Raw genomic sequence first — 19,606 nt, forward strand, 5'->3', positions numbered from 1 at the left:
AGCGATGCGCAGGCTACTGCTGGGCGATGGCGCCGACAGCCGTGGCATCCACGCGCTTCAGGCTCATGCCGATCACCGGCACCATCGACTCCTCGACGCGGACCGAGATGGTCACGTTCATGGTGTCGTCGTTGGGCAGGCGGGCCTGCATGACGCCGCGCAGGTCGTTGCGGTGGATCGCGAATACGACCTTACGGTCGTTCACGACGTTGCCGGCCGTTATGTCGAGGCCCGTGCCGGCCGCCCCGTCCTGGAACTGGCCTTTGTAGCCGACTGCGGTGTTCGCGGCGACGGTCGCCGTCATCTTCTGCGTGAAGACGCCGACCCGGCAGTTGCCGTCGAGCGTCATCCCGAGGTTCTTGCCGGGCGTCGAGCCGTCAAACGTGCAGTTGAACTTGGTGCCCTTGTACTTGCCGGCAACGATCTCGCCGGCGCCCGTCCATGTGCCTTCGATAGACTGGAAGAACTGTTTGTCGCGCCCACCGGCGAATGCCGCATCGATACCGGCGAAAGCAGTTGCCGCAGCGGCAAGCGAGAAGACTGTGGCGAGAACTTTACGCTTCATCGAAGAGGCACCCGGCAACGCAAGGAAGAAGGAAACGACCTGCCGGAACCATGACCAGAAATGGTTAATGGAAGGTTTTGCGAGCCTTCGGCAAACGGCGTTCAGCCTTCAGGGCCGGTCGCTTCCTTGCGGGTGAAGGACGCAAGCGCGGTGAGAAAATCCGACATTCCCGGCCGCTTCAGAGCCATGAATGGCAGGGGTCGGGTCACCTCCATCCCCGCGACACCGATTCGTGCCGTCATCATGCCGTTGACGACACCTTCGCCAAGCTTGGCGGAAAGCTTGGCGGCAAGCCCCTGGCCAACGATCTGGTGGACGAAATCGTCGCCTGCGGCGATGGCGCCGGTGACCGCCAGATGCGCGAGCACACCCCGCGCAAGCCGGAAGAAACCCAGCGTTCCGGGCCGGCCGCCATAGAGTTCCGACAGGCGGCGGATCAGCCGTCCCGCCTCGAACAAGACGTAGGCGAGATCGACCAGCGCGCGCGGACTGACGGCGGTTACGACGGAGACCCGTTTCGCGGCGTCGAGAATCAGCCGCTGCGCCCGCGCGTCGAGCGGAGTCATCAACTCCACCTCGGCGATTCGCACCAGGTCCGCGCCATCGACGATGTCACCTTCTAGTTCCTTGAGCGCGCGGCGGCCTGCCGCTGTCTCGGGTTTGGCAGCGAGGAAGGTGGTGAGTTCACCAACCAGACTGCGCGCGATCTTGGGATCGTCTCGCGAGATGGCCTCCAGCGCCTGCGCGCGCAGTTTTTCGACGGACGCCAGCCGGGCGATTGCCAACGCTTCCCGGCCAAGGACGACGATCAGCGCCAATGCTGCGATCACGGCGAGGCCGGCTGCCAGCCATCCGAGCCATTCCGCACGAGCGAACAGATCGCGGATGAGCTGATCCATCCAGAGACCGACGGCAAGTGACACCAGAACGCCGAACGCCGAGGCGAAAATCGCACCCGCTCGGAAACGCCGCCTTGGCGCGACGGGTGGGGCAGGCACGTCATCGGCCGGTGCGTCGAACACATCGATTTCGGCCGGCGTGACTGTGACCTGCGCCTTGTCGAGCGCGCGCGGCTTGCGCTGCGCCGGCGCGGTCGCCTCGGGTGCGCGCTCCGGTCCGATGCGGAAGGCCGCGGGTTTTCTGGGACCAGTTGTCTGGCCATTCATGCGAGATGATCTCCGATCAGGAATTGCAACGCACGGTCGAGGCGGATGTGCGGCAACGAGAGCTTCAGGCCGTCTGCATCCCGCTCGAGTTTCGGCGGTCGGAAGCGGACGAAGCGGATCGGCGACTCTTCATGCCTTGCCGCGCCCGCGCCCTCGTCGAAGATCGAATCGATCTTATCCGGCAGATCGCCGGGAAAAATTGCGGTCTCTGTCTTGCCGTCGAATGTCTCGCCGCCGATCGTCTCGCCCTTCAGCGGTGTGCCGATGATCACCGGCAGCGTCTCGCGGCCCTGCTTGACTGTGCCCTCGCGGGTGGCGCGCACCGCGGCCATTGCCAGCACCTCGACCGCCGCGCCGGAAAAGTCCGCGCGCTGGATGGCGCGGTCGGCCAGCCGCCGCACGATCGCCTGCAGCCGGTCGTGGCTTTCATGGTGGAGGTGGTCGGCCTTCGTCGCCGCGATGAGGATGCGGTCGATCCGGCGCGAAAACAGGTCGGTCAGGAAAGCATTCTTGCCCGGCCTGAAACAGGCAAGGATTTCGGTCAGCGCGCGCTCCAGGTCGGCGACCGCACCCGGACCGGCGTTCAGCGCCTGCATGGCGTCGACCAGCACGATCTGGCGATCGAGCCGCGTGATGTGCTCGCGGAAGAACGGTTTTACGACATGCGTCTTGTAGGCTTCGTAGCGCCGCTCCATCATCGCTTGCAGCGAGCCTGACCGCGCTCGGCCTGCGGCAAGGCGGGGCAGGGGCGCGAAAGTCAACGCAGGCGAGCCGTCGAGGTCTCCGGGCATCAGGAAGCGGCCGGGCGGCAGCGTCGAAAGCGCGCGCTCGTCCAGCTTGCACGCACGCAAATAAGCGGTGAAGGATTCTGCAAGCCTGCGCGCCGTCATCTCGTCCGCATCGGCGTTTGCATCGATCGTCTCGGCGACCTTGCGCCATTCGGCCGACAGCCCGGCGCGGACGGGAAGCGCCGCCAGTTCGAAGGCGTCGGCGCAGAATTCGGCGTAGTCCTTGCCGAGCAGCGGCAGGTCGAGCAGCCATTCGCCGGGATAATCGACGATATCGACCGACAGGCGGCCGCTGGAGAAAAGACGACCCCAGCCGGAGGCCGATTCGAAATCGATCGTCAGCCTGAGTTCGGAGATCGCCCGCGTCGAATCCGGCCAGATGCGACTTTCGACCAGCGCCTCGATGTGATCCTCGTACTGGAAGCGCGGCACGGCGTCGTCGGGCTGCTCCTCAAGGAAGGCACGGGAGATGCGCCCGGATTTGCGCGCCTCGAAGAGAGGCAGGCGGCCGCCGTGGATGAGGTTGTGCACGAGCGCGGAAATGAACACCGTCTTGCCGGCGCGCGAAAGCCCGGTGACGCCGAGGCGTATCGATGGCGAGCCGAACAGCGAGGACGCGCGGCCTGCGAACGTGTCGAGCGCGATCCGCGCTTCATCGGTGAGAGTTGTCAGCGAAGTCGCCAAAATCTGCCCTCGGCATGTGCAGGCAGCATATAGGGGAATGAAACCGCCTTTGAAATGGCGGCCCGGTCAGGTGCCGGTCAGGTGCCGGCCGGTATGTGGAAGGCTTCGAGACGGCCCTTGCCCGGCGCGGCCTTGTCCAGGGTTCCCGGAAAGCCGATGACCGCGAGGCCAGCCGTCGGGAACCCCAGCCCGAGTGTTGCGAGCGCAGGCGGTTCGCCATCGCTGGAGAGCGCCGTGGCAAGGTCTTCCATCATCGGATTGTGCCCGATGACTAGGATCGAGCCGCCGGCGGCGTTGTTGCGAACAAGGTCGAGATAGGCGGCGGCGTCTTCGCTGTAGAGCCGCTCATTGAAGACGACGCGACCTGTGTCGGCTTCCCCGGCGACTTCCTGCAACGTCTCGCGAGCGCGCAACGCGGTCGAGCAGAGCGTCACGTCGGGCACATAGCCGCGCATGCGCATCTCGATCCCGATCCGGCCGGCATCGACGCGCCCGCTTTCCTCCAGTGGGCGATCGAAATCGCGCACGCCCGGCAACGCCCATTTCGCCTTTGCGTGCCGGAGCAGATAGAGCCTGCCCACGAAACTCCTCCCTGCGGACTTCTACTCTTTTCGCGGTTTTAGAGATGGAGGCGCTTGGCGGCAACAGCAGGAGCCTGCACGCGGCAGAGATCGGAAATTGGCAGCGAAGATGCCGCAGCGGAAGCTTGTGGAATTGGCATGCACCTTGCATCTGACAATTGCGTGAGGGCTGTGCCAAATGTGCTTGTGCCGCATTTTCAGCCCGAATATATAGGCGCCGAAAAAGCGGGTTATGTGGGTGAGTCGAATGAACGATTTCGTTACTGCCGATTATGTGCCCTCCGACGACGAGCCGTTCATGAACGAGCGGCAGAAGTCGTATTTCCGGGCCAAGCTGGTCGCCTGGAAAAATGATATCCTCCGTGAAGCCCGCGAAACGCTCGAGATCCTTCAGCAGGAAAACGCCAACCACCCCGACCTTGCCGACCGAGCGTCTTCGGAGACGGATCGCGCCATCGAGCTGCGTGCCCGCGACCGGCAGCGCAAGCTGATCGCGAAGATCGACTCCGCCCTGCAGCGTATCGAGGAAGGCACCTACGGCTATTGCGAGGAAACCGGCGAGCCCATCGCACTCAAGCGGCTCGACGCCCGTCCCATCGCCACGCTCTCGATCGAAGCGCAGGAGCGTCACGAGCGGCGTGAGAAGGTCTATCGGGACGACTGATCGCATAAAGCGACCGGTACTGGACAAAAAAGCGGCCGAGCGCCGCTTTTTTATTTGGCTGACGGTGCGTCGCCTTATCGGTTGTTATTCGACAACTCGCCGAGAAGCTTGGTCATTTCGTCGTCGAGCGTCATCTCGACGGGCGCGGGTGCGCTCTTTGGAGCGGGCGGGTCGAAAATGCTGGCGTCAAACGAATTCGGATCGAAGGAGGCCGGCGGCGGGCTGGCGTCGAACGTGACTTCCAGTTCCCTCAGCAGTGCGTCGTCGAGATTGCTGGTCTGGACGGGCTGCCGACTGGCAGACGAGGACATCGCGGCAGGCAGGGGCGGAAGCGATGCCGCTGGCAGGCGTGACGGTGTAGATCGCGCCGGCGGAACCGGTTCTCGGGCTGCCTGCGGCGGGCGCGTCCCGGTCTGTCGCACGGGGCGAGGCGGCGCTGGTGCGCGTTCTGGCACGCGGGCAGGCTGAGGGCGATCCGGTTGCCGTGCAGGCTGCGGCGGAGCCGCGCGCGCGGGCGGGGGAGCAGATTGTATCGACTCGGGCGCGCGCTGGCGCGGCGCGGGCGGGGTCTGGGGTACGGTTGGAAGCGGTGGCAGACCGGGCATCTGCGCCTGCTGCCCATCGAACTCGCTTTCGTCGCCGAAGACCGATTGCGTGCGCCGGCCGCCAGACACGCGTATCTCGCGCTCCACCACAACGTCCGTGGGGCCACCGATCAGAAGCAGATGTTCGATGTCGTCGCGCCGGACCAGAACCAGACGGCGATGGCTGTCCACGGCAGTTGCGTCCATGACGGCCAAACGCGTCTTGCGGTTGCGCCCGCCGGCCACGAAGGTTCCAAAGGTCATGCTGCGGACCAGCCGCACGACAACCAGCACGATGACGAGCAGGACTAGGGCGGCAAGCGTCCAGATGACGGCGGTGGCAAATTCGGCGCCACCAACCCCTGCAAACCAATCGCTCATCGACAACCTCGTGGCTACGACGAAAGCGGCGAGTCCGGATTCGGAAGCGCCGTTACCGTTCCATTCTTGTGTCCGACCATCGGGCAGCCGTGAAGAAAGATTCGCATCATGCGACCGATGTATTCAGAGCGGGACAGTAACCCTTCACGGCAGGGGTCCGCAAGTTGCCTTTCCGTAAGCGTTTTTTGGTCTGGAAAGGCTAGTCGGCAGCTTTTTCCCGGCGCATTTGGGTCGAAGACCTTTTCCCGCCCGCCCGAATATGATTCAACCGGTCGGCGGCGGGGGAGCCGTCTTTCGGGAATCACCTTTGATGACGCGAGAGCCACGCGGCGACTTCTATCCATTACCGATCGTGGACCAGAACACGCGTCCCGGCGCCGTCACGCGTCTGATCGTCTTCATCGTCGTGCTGACCGGCGCCGCCGTCGTCTTCGGTATTTTCCGCGAGCGGCTCGGCGATCCCTTCCTGCTCGGAATGCTCGGCGTGCTGGCCATGATCGGCATCGGCTATCTGTTCGCCACGGCCATCGGTTTCGTGCAGATCGCGCCGCGCTCGACTACCGACGAGTTGTCGAAAGCTTTCGTCGATTCGACGCCACAGGGCCTCGTTGTCACCGACATCAAGGGACGCGTCGTCTATGCCAACAAGGCGTATGGCGAGATGACCGGAGCCTCGTCGGCGACCGACATCCGGACAGTGGAGAACCTCCTTTCCGACATTCCAGAGGCGTCGGCCATCGTCTACCGGCTGTCCTCTGGCCTGCGCGACGGCATCGCCGGCGACGGCGAATTCCGCCTGTCCCAGTCGATCCGTCCGGGCTCCGAACCGGGCGCTCGCTGGTACCGCGTGAGCGCACGCGCCTTCAATGCGCCCGGACGGCGGCAGCCGCTTCTCGCCTGGCAGATCGACGACATTTCGCGGGAACGCGCCGAGCAGGAGCGCTTCTTCCTCGATCTGCAGAAGGCGATCGACCATCTCGACCACGCGCCGGCCGGCTTTCTTGCAACGGACCAGGAAGATCGCGTCACCTACATCAACGCCACCTTGGCAGAATGGCTCGGCATCGACCTGGCGAGCTTCACGCCAGGCGCGACGACGCTGCCCGAGATCGTCGCCGGCGACGGCATGGCTCTCATCCGTTCGGTAAAGGCCGATCCCGGAACGACGCGGAACGCCGTCATCGATCTCGATCTGGCGACCGTCACCGGCGAAATCCTGCCGGTAAGGTTCATGCACCGCGTTGCGGCCAACAGGGATGGAGTGGCAGGGCCGAGCCGCACCATCGTGCTCAACCGTACGCAAGGGTCGGACGCATCCGCCGAACTCAGGGCATCGGAAGTCCGGTTCACGCGCTTCTTCAATTCGACGCCGATGGCGATCGCCGGCGTCGACCTCTTGGGACGGATCGTGCGCACCAACGCGCCGTTCCTTTCACTCTTCTCGACCGTCGTCGATCGGGACGCCGTCGATCACAAGATCCGGCTCGATACGGTGATCCACGAGCGCGACCGTGCGGCATTCTCCGCCGCGCTGGAAAAGGCGCGGCTGCGCCAAGCCGATATCGCTCCGATCGACACCGTTTTGCCGAACGACGAGGAACGCCACATCCGCTTTTACGTCAATGCCGTCGCTGAGGGCACTGGCGGCGAGGAGGCAGAGGAGGCCGCGATCGTCTACGCGGTTGACACCACCGAGCAGAAGGCGCTCGAAGGCCAGATGGCGCAGAGCCAGAAGATGCAGGCCGTCGGGCAGCTCGCCGGCGGCATCGCCCACGATTTCAACAATGTGCTGACGGCCATCATCATGGCGTCGGACCTGCTGCTGACCAACCACCGGCCGTCGGATCCGTCCTTCCCGGACATCATGAACATCAAGCAGAACGCCAACCGCGCTGCGTCGCTCGTGCGGCAACTGCTGGCCTTCTCGCGCAAGCAGACGCTTCGGCCCGAAGTGCTGAACCTGACCGACGTGCTGGCCGACCTTCGCATGCTGCTGGCGCGGCTGGTCGGTAACAAGATCAAGCTCAAGGTCGATCACGGCCGAGACCTCTGGCCAGTCAAGGTTGACATCGGCCAACTGGAGCAGGTCATCGTCAACCTTGCGGTGAATGCGCGCGACGCCATGCCTGAAGGCGGCGACCTGACTGTGCGCACCAAGAACGTGTCGACCGACGAGGTTGCAGCGTTCGGCTATCGCGAACTGACGCCGGCCGATTATGTCGTGGTCGAGGTCGAGGACAACGGCACCGGCATCCCGCCGGACGTGCTCAAGAAGATTTTCGAGCCGTTCTTCACCACCAAGGAGGTAGGCAAAGGCACCGGGCTCGGCCTCTCCATGGTCTATGGCATCATCAAGCAGACCGGCGGCTTCATCTACTGCGATTCCGAGGTCGGCAAGGGCACGGTGTTCCGCATATTCCTGCCACGCCACGTGCCGGGCGTTGTGACGCAACCCGTGGGCGAGGGACAGTCGGTTGCCTCAACGGGCGAAGCGCCTCCGCCGCCAGCAAAGCCGGCCGATGCGGCGCGCGATCTTTCCGGCTCCGCGACCGTGCTTCTGGTCGAGGACGAGGACGCCGTGCGCATGGGCGGGATGAGGGCGCTCACCTCGCGCGGCTATACGGTCCATGAGGCGTCGTCCGGCGTCGAGGCGTTGGAAATCTACAACGAACTCGGCGGCAAGGTGGACATCGTTGTGTCGGACGTCGTTATGCCCGAGATGGACGGGCCCACGCTGCTCGGCGAACTGCGCAAGATCCAGCCCGACATCAAGTTCGTCTTCGTGTCCGGCTATGCCGAGGACGCGTTCGCCAAGAACCTGCCGCCAGAGGCGAAGTTCGGCTTCCTTCCGAAACCCTTCTCGCTGAAGCAGTTGGCAACCGTCGTGAAAGAGGTGCTGGAGGCGGATTGAACCGCTTTCGGCCATCGTGCCAGCAAGCCGCGGGCCGGCAGGCTATTAATAACATTTTAGAAGTTCGTGATATTCTCAGGCGTAGTTCTTGAGTCGAGTTTGGACCGCGTCTGTTCAGTCCAAGGGCGACACGGAGGGTCTCTTGCAGGACCGACAAGTTCCGCGCAAGCGACGCATCTCAAAGTGTCCCTCAAAGCATTGTTCTTCAGTGCGTTGAACCAGCGAACGGGGACAACTCATGGACCATTACGCAGAGGACAATACCAAGCAACGTCTGACCGACCGCCTCGATATCATCATGGCGATCAATATCCTGCGCGGGCAGGGGTACGACCACGAAGAGTTGATCCGCGAGATCACGCGGATATTCTATATCGACCTCGACGAGTTCAACGCCGTCGTCAGCAAGGCGGCCTGAGCGCCTCGGTTTCGACAGCAGCCGCCGGCTAGAGCGGGATGTTGTCGTGCTTCTTCCAGGGGTTCTGGAGGTCCTTGTTGCGCAGCATCTTCAGCGCCCGCGCGACGCGCCGCCGCGTCGAGTGCGGCATGATCACCTCATCGACATAACCGCGCTCGGCTGCCACGAAGGGCGACAGGAAGCGATCTTCGTAAGTCTTGGTGTGCGCGGCGATCTTGTCGGTGTCGCCGATGTCCTTGCGATAGATGATCTCAACGGCGCCCTTGGCGCCCATTACGGCAATTTGCGCCGTCGGCCAGGCATAATTCACGTCGCCACGCAGATGCTTTGACGCCATCACGTCGTAGGCCCCGCCGAAAGCCTTGCGCGTGATGACCGTGACCTTCGGCACCGTAGCCTCGCCATAGGCGAAAAGCAGCTTCGCGCCGTGCTTGATCAGGCCGCCATATTCCTGCGCCGTGCCCGGCAGGAAGCCCGGAACGTCGACGAAGGTGACCAACGGGATGTTGAAGCAGTCGCAGAAGCGCACGAAACGCGCCGCCTTGCGGCTGGCGTCGGAATCGAGGACGCCTGCCAGCACCATCGGCTGGTTGGCGACGAAACCGACGGTGCGGCCTTCAACGCGGCCGAAGCCGGTGACGATGTTCTTGGCAAAGCTCTGCTGGATCTCGAAGAAGTCGCCCTCGTCGCACGTCTTCAGGATGAGTTCCTTGATGTCGTAAGGCTTGTTGGCGTTATCAGGGACCAGCCGGTCGAGCGAAAGATCATGATCCGACGCGGACTGCAGGCATTCGATCTCGGGCAATTCTGCGGTGTTCGACGCCGGCAGGAAATCGACCAGCCTGCGCATCTGCAACAGCGCCTCGACATCGTTTTCGTAGGCGCCGTCGGCGATGGAGGATTTCGTCGTGTGCACCGACGCACCGCCCAGCTCCTCGGCGGTGACGGTCTCGTTGGTGACGGTCTTCACCACGTCAGGTCCGGTGACGAACATGTAGGAGGTGTCGCGGACCATGAAGATGAAATCGGTCATGGCGGGTGAATAGACGTCGCCGCCCGCGCAGGGGCCCATAATGACGGAAATCTGCGGAATGACGCCCGAGGCCAGCACGTTGCGCTGGAACACCTCGGCATAGCCGCCGAGTGCCGCGACGCCCTCCTGGATGCGCGCGCCGCCCGCGTCATAGATGCCGATGATCGGCGCACGGTTGCGCAGCGCCATGTCCTGGATCTTCTGGATCTTCTCCGCATGCGCCTCTGACAGAGAGCCGCCGAAGACGGTGAAGTCCTTTGCGAAGAGGAAGATGGTGCGGCCGTTGACCGTGCCCCAGCCGGTGACGACGCCGTCGCCGGCGACCTTCTGTTTCTCCATGCCGAAGTCGGTCGAGCGGTGCTCGACGAACATGTCGAACTCCTCGAAGGAGCCTTCGTCGAGGAAGATGTCGATGCGTTCGCGCGCGGTGAGCTTGCCGCGCGCATGCTGCGCTTCGATGCGGGCCGCTCCTCCGCCCATCCGCGCGATCTCGCGGCGGCGTTCCAGTTCCTGCAGCACGTCTTTCATCGGTGGCTCCCCTTTGGCCAAACCCCTCGTAGCACGGCGCAACGAGCGCGCAAGCGGCGGAAGGGTTTGTATCGATTAAGGCGTCGGCGCATTGCTGCATTGCAGCGGAGGACTTGCTATTCCGCGCGAACTGGCCCATATGCGGCCCCATAGGCGCTTGGGCCGGGTATTCCGGCCTTCCACAGAGATTGGACTGGTTGCGTCTGTTTTCTCCCTCCCGAGTTTTCCGGTGAGCGGCGGAAAAGCCCCGCGGATGATCCGCGGGCACGGCAGCGCAGCCGAGCGGACATCAAGATGTCCGCCCGCCTTGTCGGTCACCACCATATCGCCCGACGCAGGTTGCGCCCTGCGGCTTGGGTCGTTTGCGGCGCATGCCGCCTGAAAGAAGAAGAAATTGACGAATGAAATCATTGCGGAACCGACCGGTTTCGCCAAACTCGGCATCACCGGCCCGCTCCTGAAGACGACGGCCGCCGCTGGATTCGACAACCCGAAGCCGATACAGGAAAAGGCTATTCCGCCCCACCTTGCAGGCTGCGATATCCTCGGCGTTGCGCAGACCGGCTCCGGCAAGACCGCCGCCTTCGCGCTGCCCATCCTGATGAAGATCGTGGCACAGGGCACCAAGCGGCTACCGAGGACGGCGCGCGCGCTGATCCTTGCGCCGACACGCGAACTGGCAGTGCAGATCGAAGACACGGTGAAGCTGCTGTCGAAGGGTATGCACATCTCGACCGCGCTCGTGCTGGGCGGCGTTTCGCGCGGCGGGCAGGTCAAGAAGCTCGCGCCCGGCGTTGACGTTCTCGTAGCGACGCCCGGCCGTCTCACCGACCTTGTGCGCGAGCGGGAACTGAACCTCTCCGAGACGCGCTGGCTGGTGCTCGACGAGGCCGACCGCATGCTCGACATGGGCTTCATCAACGACGTCCGCCGCATCGCCAAGGCAACGCACAAGGACAGGCAGACCGCGCTCTTTTCGGCCACCATGCCGGCTGAGATCGAGGAACTGGCGCGCGGCATCATGAAGGATCCTGTGCATGTCGAGGTCGCGCCGCAGGGCACGACCGCCGCTGAGATCAAGCAGAGCGTCGTGCTGGCGCGCCTGAAGCAGAAGCGCAAGGTGCTGTCCGATATGCTGGCCGACCCCGCGATGAACTCGGTCATCGTGTTCGCCCGCACCAAGCACGGTGCGGATCGAGTCGTGCGCGATCTGGAACGCGACGGCTTTAACGCCGCCGTGATCCACGGCAACAAGAGCCAGAACGCCCGCCAGAAGGCGCTGAACGGTTTTCGCGACGGTTCGGTCCGCATTCTCGTCGCGACCGACATCGCCGCGCGCGGCATCGACGTGCCCGGAATCAGCCATGTCGTGAACTTCGACCTGCCCGACGAGGCGGAGAGCTACGTCCACCGCATCGGTCGCACCGGCCGCAACGGCGCCGACGGCATCGCCGTCACGATGGTCGATCCGTCCGAGAACGCCAAGCTGCGGCAGGTCGAGCGGATCATTCGCATGAAGCTGCCGATCGCGGCCGACCATACCGGCCAACCCGACCCGCAGCGTCCGGCGGGCGAACGGCAATCGGAGCGTGCGCCGGCCAACGATCGCGGCCAGTCCGCACGCCAGGGCAAGCCGCATCACCGTGGCCAGGGTCCGAAGCCGCAAGGCCATGACCGGAACCACGGCGAGAGGCCGCGTTTCGATGAACGTCGCGCTGATGGCGAGCAGGCTCACGGCGAGAAGCGCCAAGCGCGGGGTGGCTTCGGCCATAAAACCCATGCCGGGCCGCACGCCGGAAAGCCGGAAGGCGGCAGGCACGACGGCAACCGTCCGCACGGCGGCAAGCCCGGCGGAAAGCCGTTCCGCCGCAAGCGTCGCCCCGGTTTCGGCAGCAAGCCGGCACGGGCAGCCTAAACCGGCGCAAAGCTACGGGCTTTTGTGCCAACGCAGCAGCGCTTGGCTTAATTGCCTGAATGAAATCGATGAGATAGGCGGTCTGGACGATGTCCAGGCCGCTTTTTTGCGCGCCGCGTCGGGGAGGGAATGTCATGGCAGGCATCGCCGCGCTGGCGATCGGCTATGTGCTGTCGCAGTTCTACCGCTCGTTTCTGGCGGTCCTGACGCCTGCGCTCACTGCCGAACTCGGCATGACAAAGGCCGACCTCTCGCTTGCCTCCGGTGCATGGTTCGCCGTCTTTGCGCTGGCTCAGTTCGCGGTCGGCGTTGGACTGGATCACTACGGGCCGCGTCGCACGACGGCTTTGATGTTCGGTGCGTTTACAGGCGCGGGCGCATTCCTGTTCGCCGCGTCGACCGGTCCGTGGGGTGTCATTGCTGCAATGGCGTTGATCGGACTCGGCTGCGCGCCGATCCTGATGGCCATGCTCTTCATCTTTGCGCGAAACCATTCGCCCGCGCGCTTCGCTGTGCTGACGTCGTGGGCCGTAGCCTTCGGCACTGCAGGCAACGTGTTGGGCGCAGCACCGCTGGCTGCGGCGTCCGAGCTTTTCGGCTGGCGACCGGTCCTGGTGGCGCTCGGCATCGTGACAATGCTTGTGGCTGCGGCAATCGCTGCCTTCGTACGCGATCCCGAGGGGCTAACTCACGCGCAAGGCAATTCCTCGGGCATTTCCGGATATGTCGAATTGCTGCGCATGCGCGTGCTTTGGCCGATCATTCCGTTGGTGGCGATCAACTATGCGCCGCCGAGCGGCATCAGAGGCCTCTGGGCCGGTCCGTATCTCGAGGACGTGTTTGGGCTCGATACTCTGGCGATTGGCAACGTGACGCTGTTGATGGCGCTGGCGATGGTTGCCGGTGCGCTGTTCTACGGGCCGCTGGACACGATTTTCCGCACGCGCAAATGGATCGCTATCCCCGGCAACATGCTTTGCTTTGCTATCCTGCTGTTCCTGGCCCTGAACCCGCAGCCGGCGTTGACCGTGGCGACCGTCCTGCTCGTGGCGATCGGCTTCCTGAGCGGCAGCTACGGCCTGCTGATCGCGCACCCCAGATCCTTCATTCCGGCGCACCTGACGGGACGTGGCGTGACCCTGATGAACTTCTTCTCGATCGGTGGCGTCGGCGTGATGCAGTTCGCGACAGGCGGCGTGGTCACTGCGTGGTCGTCGCCGGATGATCCCACGGCAGCATACGCGGCGCTGTTTTCCTTTTATGCGCTGGCGGTCGGTGTCGCGCTGTTCATCTATCTGTTTTCGCGCGATGCCCGACCGGAGAGGACCGGGTGATCAGGGCCGTTTAGCGAGCTTTTCGCCTTCCTCGTGCATGCGGTCGTACTGTTCGCGCATCTCGGGCGTTGCGAGGTCGCCGAAGTCGTCCAATCCGTACAACGGCCGGATTTCAATGTCCGACGGGCCGGGCATAGGGTTCGGACAGCGCTTCACCCATTCGATGGCTTCTTCCATCGAACCGATCTCCCAGAGCCAGTAGCCTGCTATCAGTTCCTTGGTTTCCGCAAAGGGGCCGTCGATGACGGTGCGCTCGGCGCCGTCGAAGTGAACACGGGCTCCCTTGGAGGTCGGCTTCAGCCCGTCGCCGGCGAGCAAGATGCCCGCTTTCACCAGTTCCTCGTTGTAGTTCATCATCGCGGTCAGCAATTCCTGGCTCGGCAGTTCGCCAGCCTCGCTTTCCTTCGTCGCCTTGACGATCACCATGACACGCATCAGTCATTTACCTCCAAGTTTGTTGCAGCGCCCGACAGTATTGCGGGCTGTCGTTCTTAAGAACGCATCTGTATTTCGAGAACCGACATGGCGCAGAGAAAATATTTGGCAAGGACGCGCGGCCCCTCGCTTGACCGACCAATGTCCGCCTGTAGGCTGACAGGATAAAACGCGGAGGAACATATGCCGATAAAGCCTTGGAAATTCGGCCTGATCGCGAGCGTAGCCTCGCTTATGCTCGGTTCAGCGGCCTATGCCGACACGATCGTGCTGCGCGGCGCGCGCGTGCTGACCATGGACGACGCAAAGCCGGAGGCTGAGGCCATTGCGCTGGTGGACGGCAAGATCGCAGCGGTCGGCACGGCGGCAGATGTCGAACCATATTTGAAAGGCGCGACCATCTACGACCTGTCGGCGGACATGCTGGTCATGCCGGCCTTTCAGGACTCGCATAACCACCTCGTCTGGAGTTCCGCGCAGGCAGAGGACATCAGCCTCGCCGACGTTTCGGACGAAGCGGGACTGCGGGCTGCGATCGAACCTGTCTTGGCGACGCTGCCCGAAGGCGCATGGTTGCGCGGCGGCGGCTGGAGCGTGGCGGTCTACAAGGACCCCAGCGCGGCGGCCCTCGACAAGATCACCGGCGACCGGCCAGCCTTCTTCGACGATGTGGACGGTCACTCCGGCTGGGCCAACTCGGCCGCGCTCAAAGCCGCCGGCATTACAGCCGAGACGAAGGATCCCGACGGCGGCCGGATCGACCGCGATGCCAGCGGCAACCCGACCGGCATGCTGCGGGAAAAGGCGATGGCGCTGGTTCACGACATCATGCCAGAATACCCGGACAGCCAGGTCGACACGGGCCTCGAGAAGGCGCAGGCCGAAGCGATCAGCTACGGCATTTCGGCCATCATCGATCCGGGCCTCGAGGACTGGATGATCAAGGGCTACGAGCGTGCGGATGCTGCCGGAAAGCTGAAGCTGCGGGTCAAAGCCGCTATTCCGATCGACGCGGCGGCTGGCGTGGACCACGTCCAGCACGTCCTCGACCTGCAGAAGCAATACAAGTCGCCGCATTTCCAGATCGACTCGGTGAAACTCTTCGTCGATGGCGTCATCGAGACTGGAACCGCCGCGCTTCTGGAAGCGTATGTCGGCTCGAATTCGGCCGGCGATCTCCTGTTCACGCCCGAGCAGATCAACGCGATCGCGACTGCCGCCGACAAGGCCGGCCTGCGGTTGCATTTTCATGCGATCGGCGACCGCGCCGTACGCGTTGCGCTCGACGCTTCCGAGGCTGCGAAAAAGGCCAACGGCACGACTGACCGGCGTCCGCAGATCACGCACCTGGAGCTCGTCGATCCTGCCGATCTCGAGCGCTTCGCGCCGCTCGGCGTCATCGCCAACATTCAGGCGCTGTGGGCCTATCCAGAGACCTACATCGTCGACCTGACAGAACCGGTCCTCGGGCCGGAGCGCTCAGAATGGCTTTATCCGTTCGGCGCACTCAAGAAGGCGGGCGCGACGATCGCCGGTGCAAGCGACTGGAGCGTCTCGTCGATGAACCCGCTGGAAGCGATCCAGATCGGCGTGACCCGCCAGGACCCGGAAGCCTCCAACGGACGCGTGCTGACGCCCCAACACAGGCTGGAATTGGACGACATGCTACGCGCCTACACGGTCAACGCAGCGTTCGCGGCAGGAGACGATTCGAATTCTGGGACGCTGACGGCGGGCAAGCGCGCGGACGTGATCGTGCTGGACAAGGACCTGAGGAAGATCGCGCCGACGGAGATAGACTCCGCGAAGGTCATGCTGACCCTGATCGACGGCGAGGCGGTCTATCAGGAGCAGGGCCTCGCCGCTCCGACGAAGCAATAGCCCCGCCTAGTCGCGTTTGCGGCCCGGCATGAGCGGATAGCCCCGCCAGCGGGCCACGTAGTTCATGAAGCCGAACACGAGGCGGTGGGGCAACATCCTCAGAAGCTTCATCCCCCAGGTGAAGCGGTGCGGAAACGTGGTTTCGAACCCGCCGGAACGGATGGCACGCATCATCCGTTTCGACGCCTTCTTGACCGGCATGAGGGCGGGCATCAGGATCTCGTTCTTGGCGGCGAGCGGCGTATCGACGAAGCCGGGATTCACGATTTGGATGCGGATGTTCATCTTCGGAAGGTCGTAGTGCAGCGCCTCGGCCATGTTGTTGAGCGCGGCCTTGGTCGCGCCGTAGGCAGCGAGCGTGGGCCAGCCGAAATAGGCCGTAACCGACCCGACCAGCACGATATGGCCACGGCCGCGCGACCGCATGCGCTCAACAACCGGGACAAGGCCGTTTAGGACGCCGAAGATATTCACGTCATAGGTCTTGCGGATGCTTGGCAGGCTAAGGCTCTCGGCGTGCACCGGGATGTAGACGCCGGCGTTCAGCACAGCGAGCACAATCGGTCCGGCCTCGGCCTCGATTGCCTCGACGCTCGCGGCCATGCCCTGTTCGTCCGTCACATCGCAGTAGTAGGCCAAGACCTTGCCGGGAAGATTGGCCGCAGCCTCTATGACCGGCTCAATGGGATCCTGGCTACGTGAGTTGATCGCGACGGTCCAGCCTTCCGCAGCCAGGTCCAGCGCGAGCTGACGGCCAATGCCCGTTGCTCCGCCTGTGATCCAGGCTATGCCGTGCCGCCTGTCGGCCCTGTATATCGCCATCTTTAAGCCCGCCAACCCAGTACGCTTGCCCACTATGCATCTGGCCGAACCGGAAATCGAAAGCAATATGCGGTTGCGCCGATAAGTCGCTGCCGAAACGTGCGGCCCGCTGGACCTATCGTTCAGAGAATATCTTTGCTTGAAAGGCGGGATTGCCGTTTCTAGAACCGGGCAGGCCGCACTTGGTCGCCATCAAGGCCCCGCCAGCAAGGGAAGTCAGCATGAACCGTTCCGTGATCGAAACCATCGGCAACACGCCCTTGATCCGGCTGAAACGGGCCTCCGAGAAGACAGGCTGCGAAATCCTCGGCAAGGCGGAATTCATGAATCCCGGCCAGTCGGTGAAGGACCGCGCCGGCCTCTTCATCATCCGTGATGCGGAAGCGAAGGGCCTGCTGAAGCCCGGCGGCGTCATTGTCGAGGGGACCGCCGGCAATACGGGGATCGGGCTGACCGTCGTCGCCAAGGCGCTCGGCTACCGCACGGTCATCGTCATTCCGGACACGCAGAGCCAGGAGAAGAAGGACGCGCTCCGTGTGCTGGGGGCCGAACTGATCGAGGTGCCCGCCGTTCCCTACAAGAACCCGAACAACTACGTGAAGGTGTCCGGCCGTCTGGCCGAGCAGCTTGCTCGGACGGAACCGAACGGCGCGATCTGGGCCAACCAGTTCGACAATGTCGCCAACCGCGACGGACACGTACGCACCACCGCGCAGGAAATCTGGCAGCAGACCGGCGGCAAGGTCGACGGCTTCGTCTCCGCAGTCGGCACCGGCGGAACGCTGGCAGGTGTGGCGGCGGGCCTCAAGGACCACAGCAAGACGGTCAAGGTCGCGCTGGCCGATCCGCTCGGCGCATCGCTCTACAGCTTCTACACCGACGGCGTGCTGAAGGCGGAAGGCTCGTCGATCACCGAGGGCATAGGGCAGGGGCGCATCACCGCAAATCTCGAAGACTTCACGCCCGACTTCTCCTACCAGGTGCCGGACGAGGAAGCGCTGCCGATCGTCTTCGATCTGGTGCAGGAGGAGGGCATGTGCCTCGGCGGCTCGTCAGGCATCAACATCGCCGGCGCGATCCGGCTGGCGAAGGATCTCGGCCCGGGGCACACCATCGTCACCATCCTCTGCGACTATGGCACGCGCTACCAGTCGAAGCTGTTCAATCCCGATTTTCTGCGCGAGAAGAACCTGCCGGTCCCGTTCTGGATGGATCGTCGTCCCGAGATCACCGTGCCCTACAAAAAGGTCGTCTGATGGCCTTCGTCACGGACGCGCTGTTTCGCGACGATAGCTACCTCGCCGAAGCGGATGCTGAGGTTGTCCACGTCAACGAGCGAGGCGGGATCGTGCTCGACCGTACGATCTTCTACGCCACATCGGGCGGACAGCCCGGCGACACCGGCAAGCTGACCACGGCCGATGGCCGGACGATCGACATCGCGGCGACGATCACCGGCGAGACCAAGGACGAGATCATTCATGTGCCGGCGGCGGATGCAGGACTGAAACCGGGCGACAGGGTGCGTCTCGCCATCGACTGGGCACGCCGGCACCGGCTGATGCGCATGCATGCGGCCTGCCATCTGGTGACGGTCGTCTGTCCGTTTCCGATCACTGGCGCGGCGGTCGCCGAGGATGACTCCCGGGTGGATTTCGACATACCGGAAGCCGGCTTCACCAAGGAAGATGTGACTGCGCTGCTGATGGAGCTGGTGCACGCCGATCATCCGATTTCGACGCGATGGATCAGCGACGAAGATCTCGCCGCGAACCCAACGCTGGTGAAGTCGAAGAACGTGCGTCCGCCGACCGGCACCGGCCGCATCAGGCTGGTCCTGATCGGCGAAAACGGCTCCGTCGACAGCCAGCCTTGCGGCGGGACGCATGTCCGCTCTACCGGCGAGATCGGCGACATCCATATCGGCAAGATCGAAAAGAAGGGGCGCGAAAACCGCCGATTCCGCATCCGGTTCGGACTGCCGCCTACATAGGGCGAAACAGACCATTTCACTTTTCGTCCTGCCACGCTATTGGAAGGGCGTTGCCAGCGTTGCGGAGGTAGACATGGCCGAGACCGGAGCCTTCACCATCGACGCCGACTGGCTGCAGCAACGGCTTGGTTCGCCCGGCATCTCCATCGTCGATGCATCCTGGTACCTGCCCGCTCAGGGGCGAAACGCGCGCGCCGAATACGATGCCGCGCACATTCCCGGAGCGATCTTCTTCGATCAGGACGCCGTCGTCGCGCCCGACGCCGCGCTGCCGCACACCTTGCCCGATCCCCTGACCTTCGCGCGCCATGCGGGCTCCATGGGCATTTCGGCAGACGACACGATCGTCGTCTACGACGGCCCCGGCATGTTCTCCGCACCGCGTGTCTGGTGGATGTTCCGGACCATGGGCGTCTTCCAGGTCTATGTGCTGGACGGCGGCTTCGACCGATGGAAAGCTGAAGACAGGCCCGTGACGGCAGAGAAAACCAAGATTGCGCCGAACTTCTTCCACGTCGATTTCGACGCTTCACGCGTCGCCTCCATCGAGGACATGCTGAAGATCGTCGCGACCGGCGAAAGCCAGATCGCGGATGCTCGGCCGGCAGGCCGCTTTACGGGAGACGATCCAGAACCTCGGGCCGGAGTGCGTGGCGGACACATGCCGGGGGCAAAAAGCCTTCCGGCATCCTCGCTTGCGAAGGATGGCAAGCTGTTGCCCCCGGATGAACTCCGAAAGCGTTTCGACGAAGCCGGGATCGACCTGTCAAAGCCGGTGGTTACCTCGTGCGGCTCCGGCATCACGGCGGCCGTCATCACGCTCGCGCTGGAGACGCTCGGCCACTCCGCCAACCGGCTCTATGACGGATCGTGGACGGAATGGGGCAGCCGATCGGACACGCCGGTCGTCAAGGGCAAATAGG

At 63.9% G+C, this 19,606-nt stretch carries 17 protein-coding genes; 9 read left to right on the forward strand and 8 right to left on the reverse strand.

Going from position 1 to position 19,606, the window contains the following annotated elements; all coding sequences use genetic code 11:
• Positions 1-13 precede the first annotated feature (13 nt).
• From ABMA32_RS18910 to ABMA32_RS18925, 4 genes are all read right to left on the reverse strand, one after another.
• On the reverse strand, positions 14-565 hold the full coding sequence (locus ABMA32_RS18910; protein ID WP_349015334.1) for a hypothetical protein: 552 nt from the start codon (positions 563-565) through the stop codon (positions 14-16).
• 101 nt (positions 566-666) lie between these two features.
• Complete coding sequence (locus ABMA32_RS18915; RefSeq protein WP_349015335.1) at positions 667-1,731, reverse strand: YcjF family protein; 1,065 nt, start codon at positions 1,729-1,731, stop codon at positions 667-669.
• The gene (locus ABMA32_RS18920; RefSeq protein ID WP_349015336.1) at positions 1,728-3,203 is read right to left on the reverse strand and encodes a YcjX family GTP-binding protein; all 1,476 of its coding nucleotides are present in this window, start codon (positions 3,201-3,203) and stop codon (positions 1,728-1,730) included. Before ABMA32_RS18920 ends, ABMA32_RS18915 begins: the two co-directional genes overlap by 4 nt.
• Positions 3,204-3,280: 77 nt before the next feature.
• Entirely contained in the window at positions 3,281-3,784 is a 504-nt protein-coding gene (locus tag ABMA32_RS18925) for a SixA phosphatase family protein (RefSeq protein WP_349015337.1), read from the reverse strand.
• Positions 3,785-4,031: 247 nt separating this feature from the next.
• On the opposite strand from ABMA32_RS18925, the gene dksA reads away from it, so the two are divergent.
• Positions 4,032-4,448: an RNA polymerase-binding protein DksA gene (gene dksA / locus ABMA32_RS18930; protein ID WP_349015338.1), complete on the forward strand. Its 417-nt coding sequence runs from the start codon at positions 4,032-4,034 to the stop codon at positions 4,446-4,448.
• Between the two features lie 74 nt (positions 4,449-4,522).
• Here dksA and ABMA32_RS18935 read toward each other — a convergent pair whose 3' ends face one another.
• Positions 4,523-5,413 carry a hypothetical protein gene (locus ABMA32_RS18935; protein WP_349015339.1) on the reverse strand — a complete coding sequence of 297 codons (891 nt, stop codon included), beginning with the start codon at positions 5,411-5,413 and terminating at the stop codon, positions 4,523-4,525.
• 310 nt (positions 5,414-5,723) lie between these two features.
• Between ABMA32_RS18935 and cckA the strand changes: the two genes are divergently transcribed.
• Together cckA and ABMA32_RS18945 are read left to right on the forward strand one after the other, a co-directional pair.
• Positions 5,724-8,324 carry a cell cycle histidine kinase CckA gene (gene cckA / locus ABMA32_RS18940; RefSeq protein ID WP_349015340.1) on the forward strand — a complete coding sequence of 867 codons (2,601 nt, stop codon included), beginning with the start codon at positions 5,724-5,726 and terminating at the stop codon, positions 8,322-8,324.
• Positions 8,325-8,562: 238 nt separating this feature from the next.
• Positions 8,563-8,742: a hypothetical protein gene (locus ABMA32_RS18945; RefSeq protein ID WP_292771983.1), complete on the forward strand. Its 180-nt coding sequence runs from the start codon at positions 8,563-8,565 to the stop codon at positions 8,740-8,742.
• A 28-nt stretch (positions 8,743-8,770) separates the two neighbouring features.
• Here ABMA32_RS18945 and ABMA32_RS18950 read toward each other — a convergent pair whose 3' ends face one another.
• A complete protein-coding gene (locus ABMA32_RS18950) occupies positions 8,771-10,303 on the reverse strand; it encodes an acyl-CoA carboxylase subunit beta (RefSeq protein WP_349015341.1) in 1,533 nt (510 codons plus the stop codon).
• A 394-nt stretch (positions 10,304-10,697) separates the two neighbouring features.
• On the opposite strand from ABMA32_RS18950, the gene ABMA32_RS18955 reads away from it, so the two are divergent.
• Together ABMA32_RS18955 and ABMA32_RS18960 are read left to right on the forward strand one after the other, a co-directional pair.
• Positions 10,698-12,218 carry a DEAD/DEAH box helicase gene (locus ABMA32_RS18955; protein WP_349015342.1) on the forward strand — a complete coding sequence of 507 codons (1,521 nt, stop codon included), beginning with the start codon at positions 10,698-10,700 and terminating at the stop codon, positions 12,216-12,218.
• Between the two features lie 134 nt (positions 12,219-12,352).
• Complete coding sequence (locus ABMA32_RS18960; RefSeq protein ID WP_349015343.1) at positions 12,353-13,552, forward strand: MFS transporter; 1,200 nt, start codon at positions 12,353-12,355, stop codon at positions 13,550-13,552.
• On the opposite strand, the gene ABMA32_RS18965 is transcribed toward ABMA32_RS18960, so the two are convergent.
• Positions 13,553-13,987 (reverse strand): YciI family protein, encoded by a 435-nt coding sequence (locus ABMA32_RS18965; protein ID WP_349015344.1) that lies wholly within the window; start codon positions 13,985-13,987, stop codon positions 13,553-13,555. It abuts the gene before it with no gap.
• Between the two features lie 183 nt (positions 13,988-14,170).
• Between ABMA32_RS18965 and ABMA32_RS18970 the strand changes: the two genes are divergently transcribed.
• Positions 14,171-15,868: an amidohydrolase gene (locus tag ABMA32_RS18970; protein ID WP_349015345.1), complete on the forward strand. Its 1,698-nt coding sequence runs from the start codon at positions 14,171-14,173 to the stop codon at positions 15,866-15,868.
• A 6-nt stretch (positions 15,869-15,874) separates the two neighbouring features.
• On the opposite strand, the gene ABMA32_RS18975 is transcribed toward ABMA32_RS18970, so the two are convergent.
• Positions 15,875-16,690: an SDR family NAD(P)-dependent oxidoreductase gene (locus ABMA32_RS18975; RefSeq protein ID WP_349015346.1), complete on the reverse strand. Its 816-nt coding sequence runs from the start codon at positions 16,688-16,690 to the stop codon at positions 15,875-15,877.
• Between the two features lie 221 nt (positions 16,691-16,911).
• Between ABMA32_RS18975 and ABMA32_RS18980 the strand changes: the two genes are divergently transcribed.
• The 3 genes from ABMA32_RS18980 (at position 16,912) to sseA (ending at position 19,605) form a co-directional block, all read left to right on the forward strand.
• Entirely contained in the window at positions 16,912-17,946 is a 1,035-nt protein-coding gene (locus tag ABMA32_RS18980; RefSeq protein ID WP_349015347.1) for a cysteine synthase A, read from the forward strand.
• A complete protein-coding gene (locus tag ABMA32_RS18985; protein ID WP_349015348.1) occupies positions 17,946-18,683 on the forward strand; it encodes an alanyl-tRNA editing protein in 738 nt (245 codons plus the stop codon). The genes ABMA32_RS18980 and ABMA32_RS18985 overlap by 1 nt, the downstream gene beginning before the upstream one ends.
• Positions 18,684-18,756: 73 nt before the next feature.
• Positions 18,757-19,605, forward strand: coding sequence for a 3-mercaptopyruvate sulfurtransferase (sseA, locus tag ABMA32_RS18990; RefSeq protein ID WP_349015349.1), 849 nt, complete (start codon positions 18,757-18,759; stop codon positions 19,603-19,605).
• Position 19,606: the final 1 nt, after the last annotated feature.

The organism is Mesorhizobium quangtriensis, from assembly GCF_040081925.1.
Lineage (GTDB): Bacteria > Pseudomonadota > Alphaproteobacteria > Rhizobiales > Rhizobiaceae > Mesorhizobium_K > Mesorhizobium_K quangtriensis.

Coding starts and splice junctions, on each gene's coding strand:
- ABMA32_RS18910 (WP_349015334.1), bottom strand. CDS start 565: ATGAAGCGTAAAGTTCTCGCCACAGTCTTCTCGCTTGCCGCTGCGGCA.
- ABMA32_RS18915 (WP_349015335.1), bottom strand. CDS start 1,731: ATGAATGGCCAGACAACTGGTCCCAGAAAACCCGCGGCCTTCCGCATC.
- dksA (WP_349015338.1), top strand. CDS start 4,032: ATGAACGATTTCGTTACTGCCGATTATGTGCCCTCCGACGACGAGCCG.
- ABMA32_RS18935 (WP_349015339.1), bottom strand. CDS start 5,413: ATGAGCGATTGGTTTGCAGGGGTTGGTGGCGCCGAATTTGCCACCGCC.
- cckA (WP_349015340.1), top strand. CDS start 5,724: ATGACGCGAGAGCCACGCGGCGACTTCTATCCATTACCGATCGTGGAC.
- ABMA32_RS18945 (WP_292771983.1), top strand. CDS start 8,563: ATGGACCATTACGCAGAGGACAATACCAAGCAACGTCTGACCGACCGC.
- ABMA32_RS18950 (WP_349015341.1), bottom strand. CDS start 10,303: ATGAAAGACGTGCTGCAGGAACTGGAACGCCGCCGCGAGATCGCGCGG.
- ABMA32_RS18960 (WP_349015343.1), top strand. CDS start 12,353: ATGGCAGGCATCGCCGCGCTGGCGATCGGCTATGTGCTGTCGCAGTTC.
- ABMA32_RS18965 (WP_349015344.1), bottom strand. CDS start 13,987: ATGCGTGTCATGGTGATCGTCAAGGCGACGAAGGAAAGCGAGGCTGGC.
- ABMA32_RS18970 (WP_349015345.1), top strand. CDS start 14,171: ATGCCGATAAAGCCTTGGAAATTCGGCCTGATCGCGAGCGTAGCCTCG.
- ABMA32_RS18975 (WP_349015346.1), bottom strand. CDS start 16,690: ATGGCGATATACAGGGCCGACAGGCGGCACGGCATAGCCTGGATCACA.
- ABMA32_RS18980 (WP_349015347.1), top strand. CDS start 16,912: ATGAACCGTTCCGTGATCGAAACCATCGGCAACACGCCCTTGATCCGG.
- ABMA32_RS18985 (WP_349015348.1), top strand. CDS start 17,946: ATGGCCTTCGTCACGGACGCGCTGTTTCGCGACGATAGCTACCTCGCC.
- sseA (WP_349015349.1), top strand. CDS start 18,757: ATGGCCGAGACCGGAGCCTTCACCATCGACGCCGACTGGCTGCAGCAA.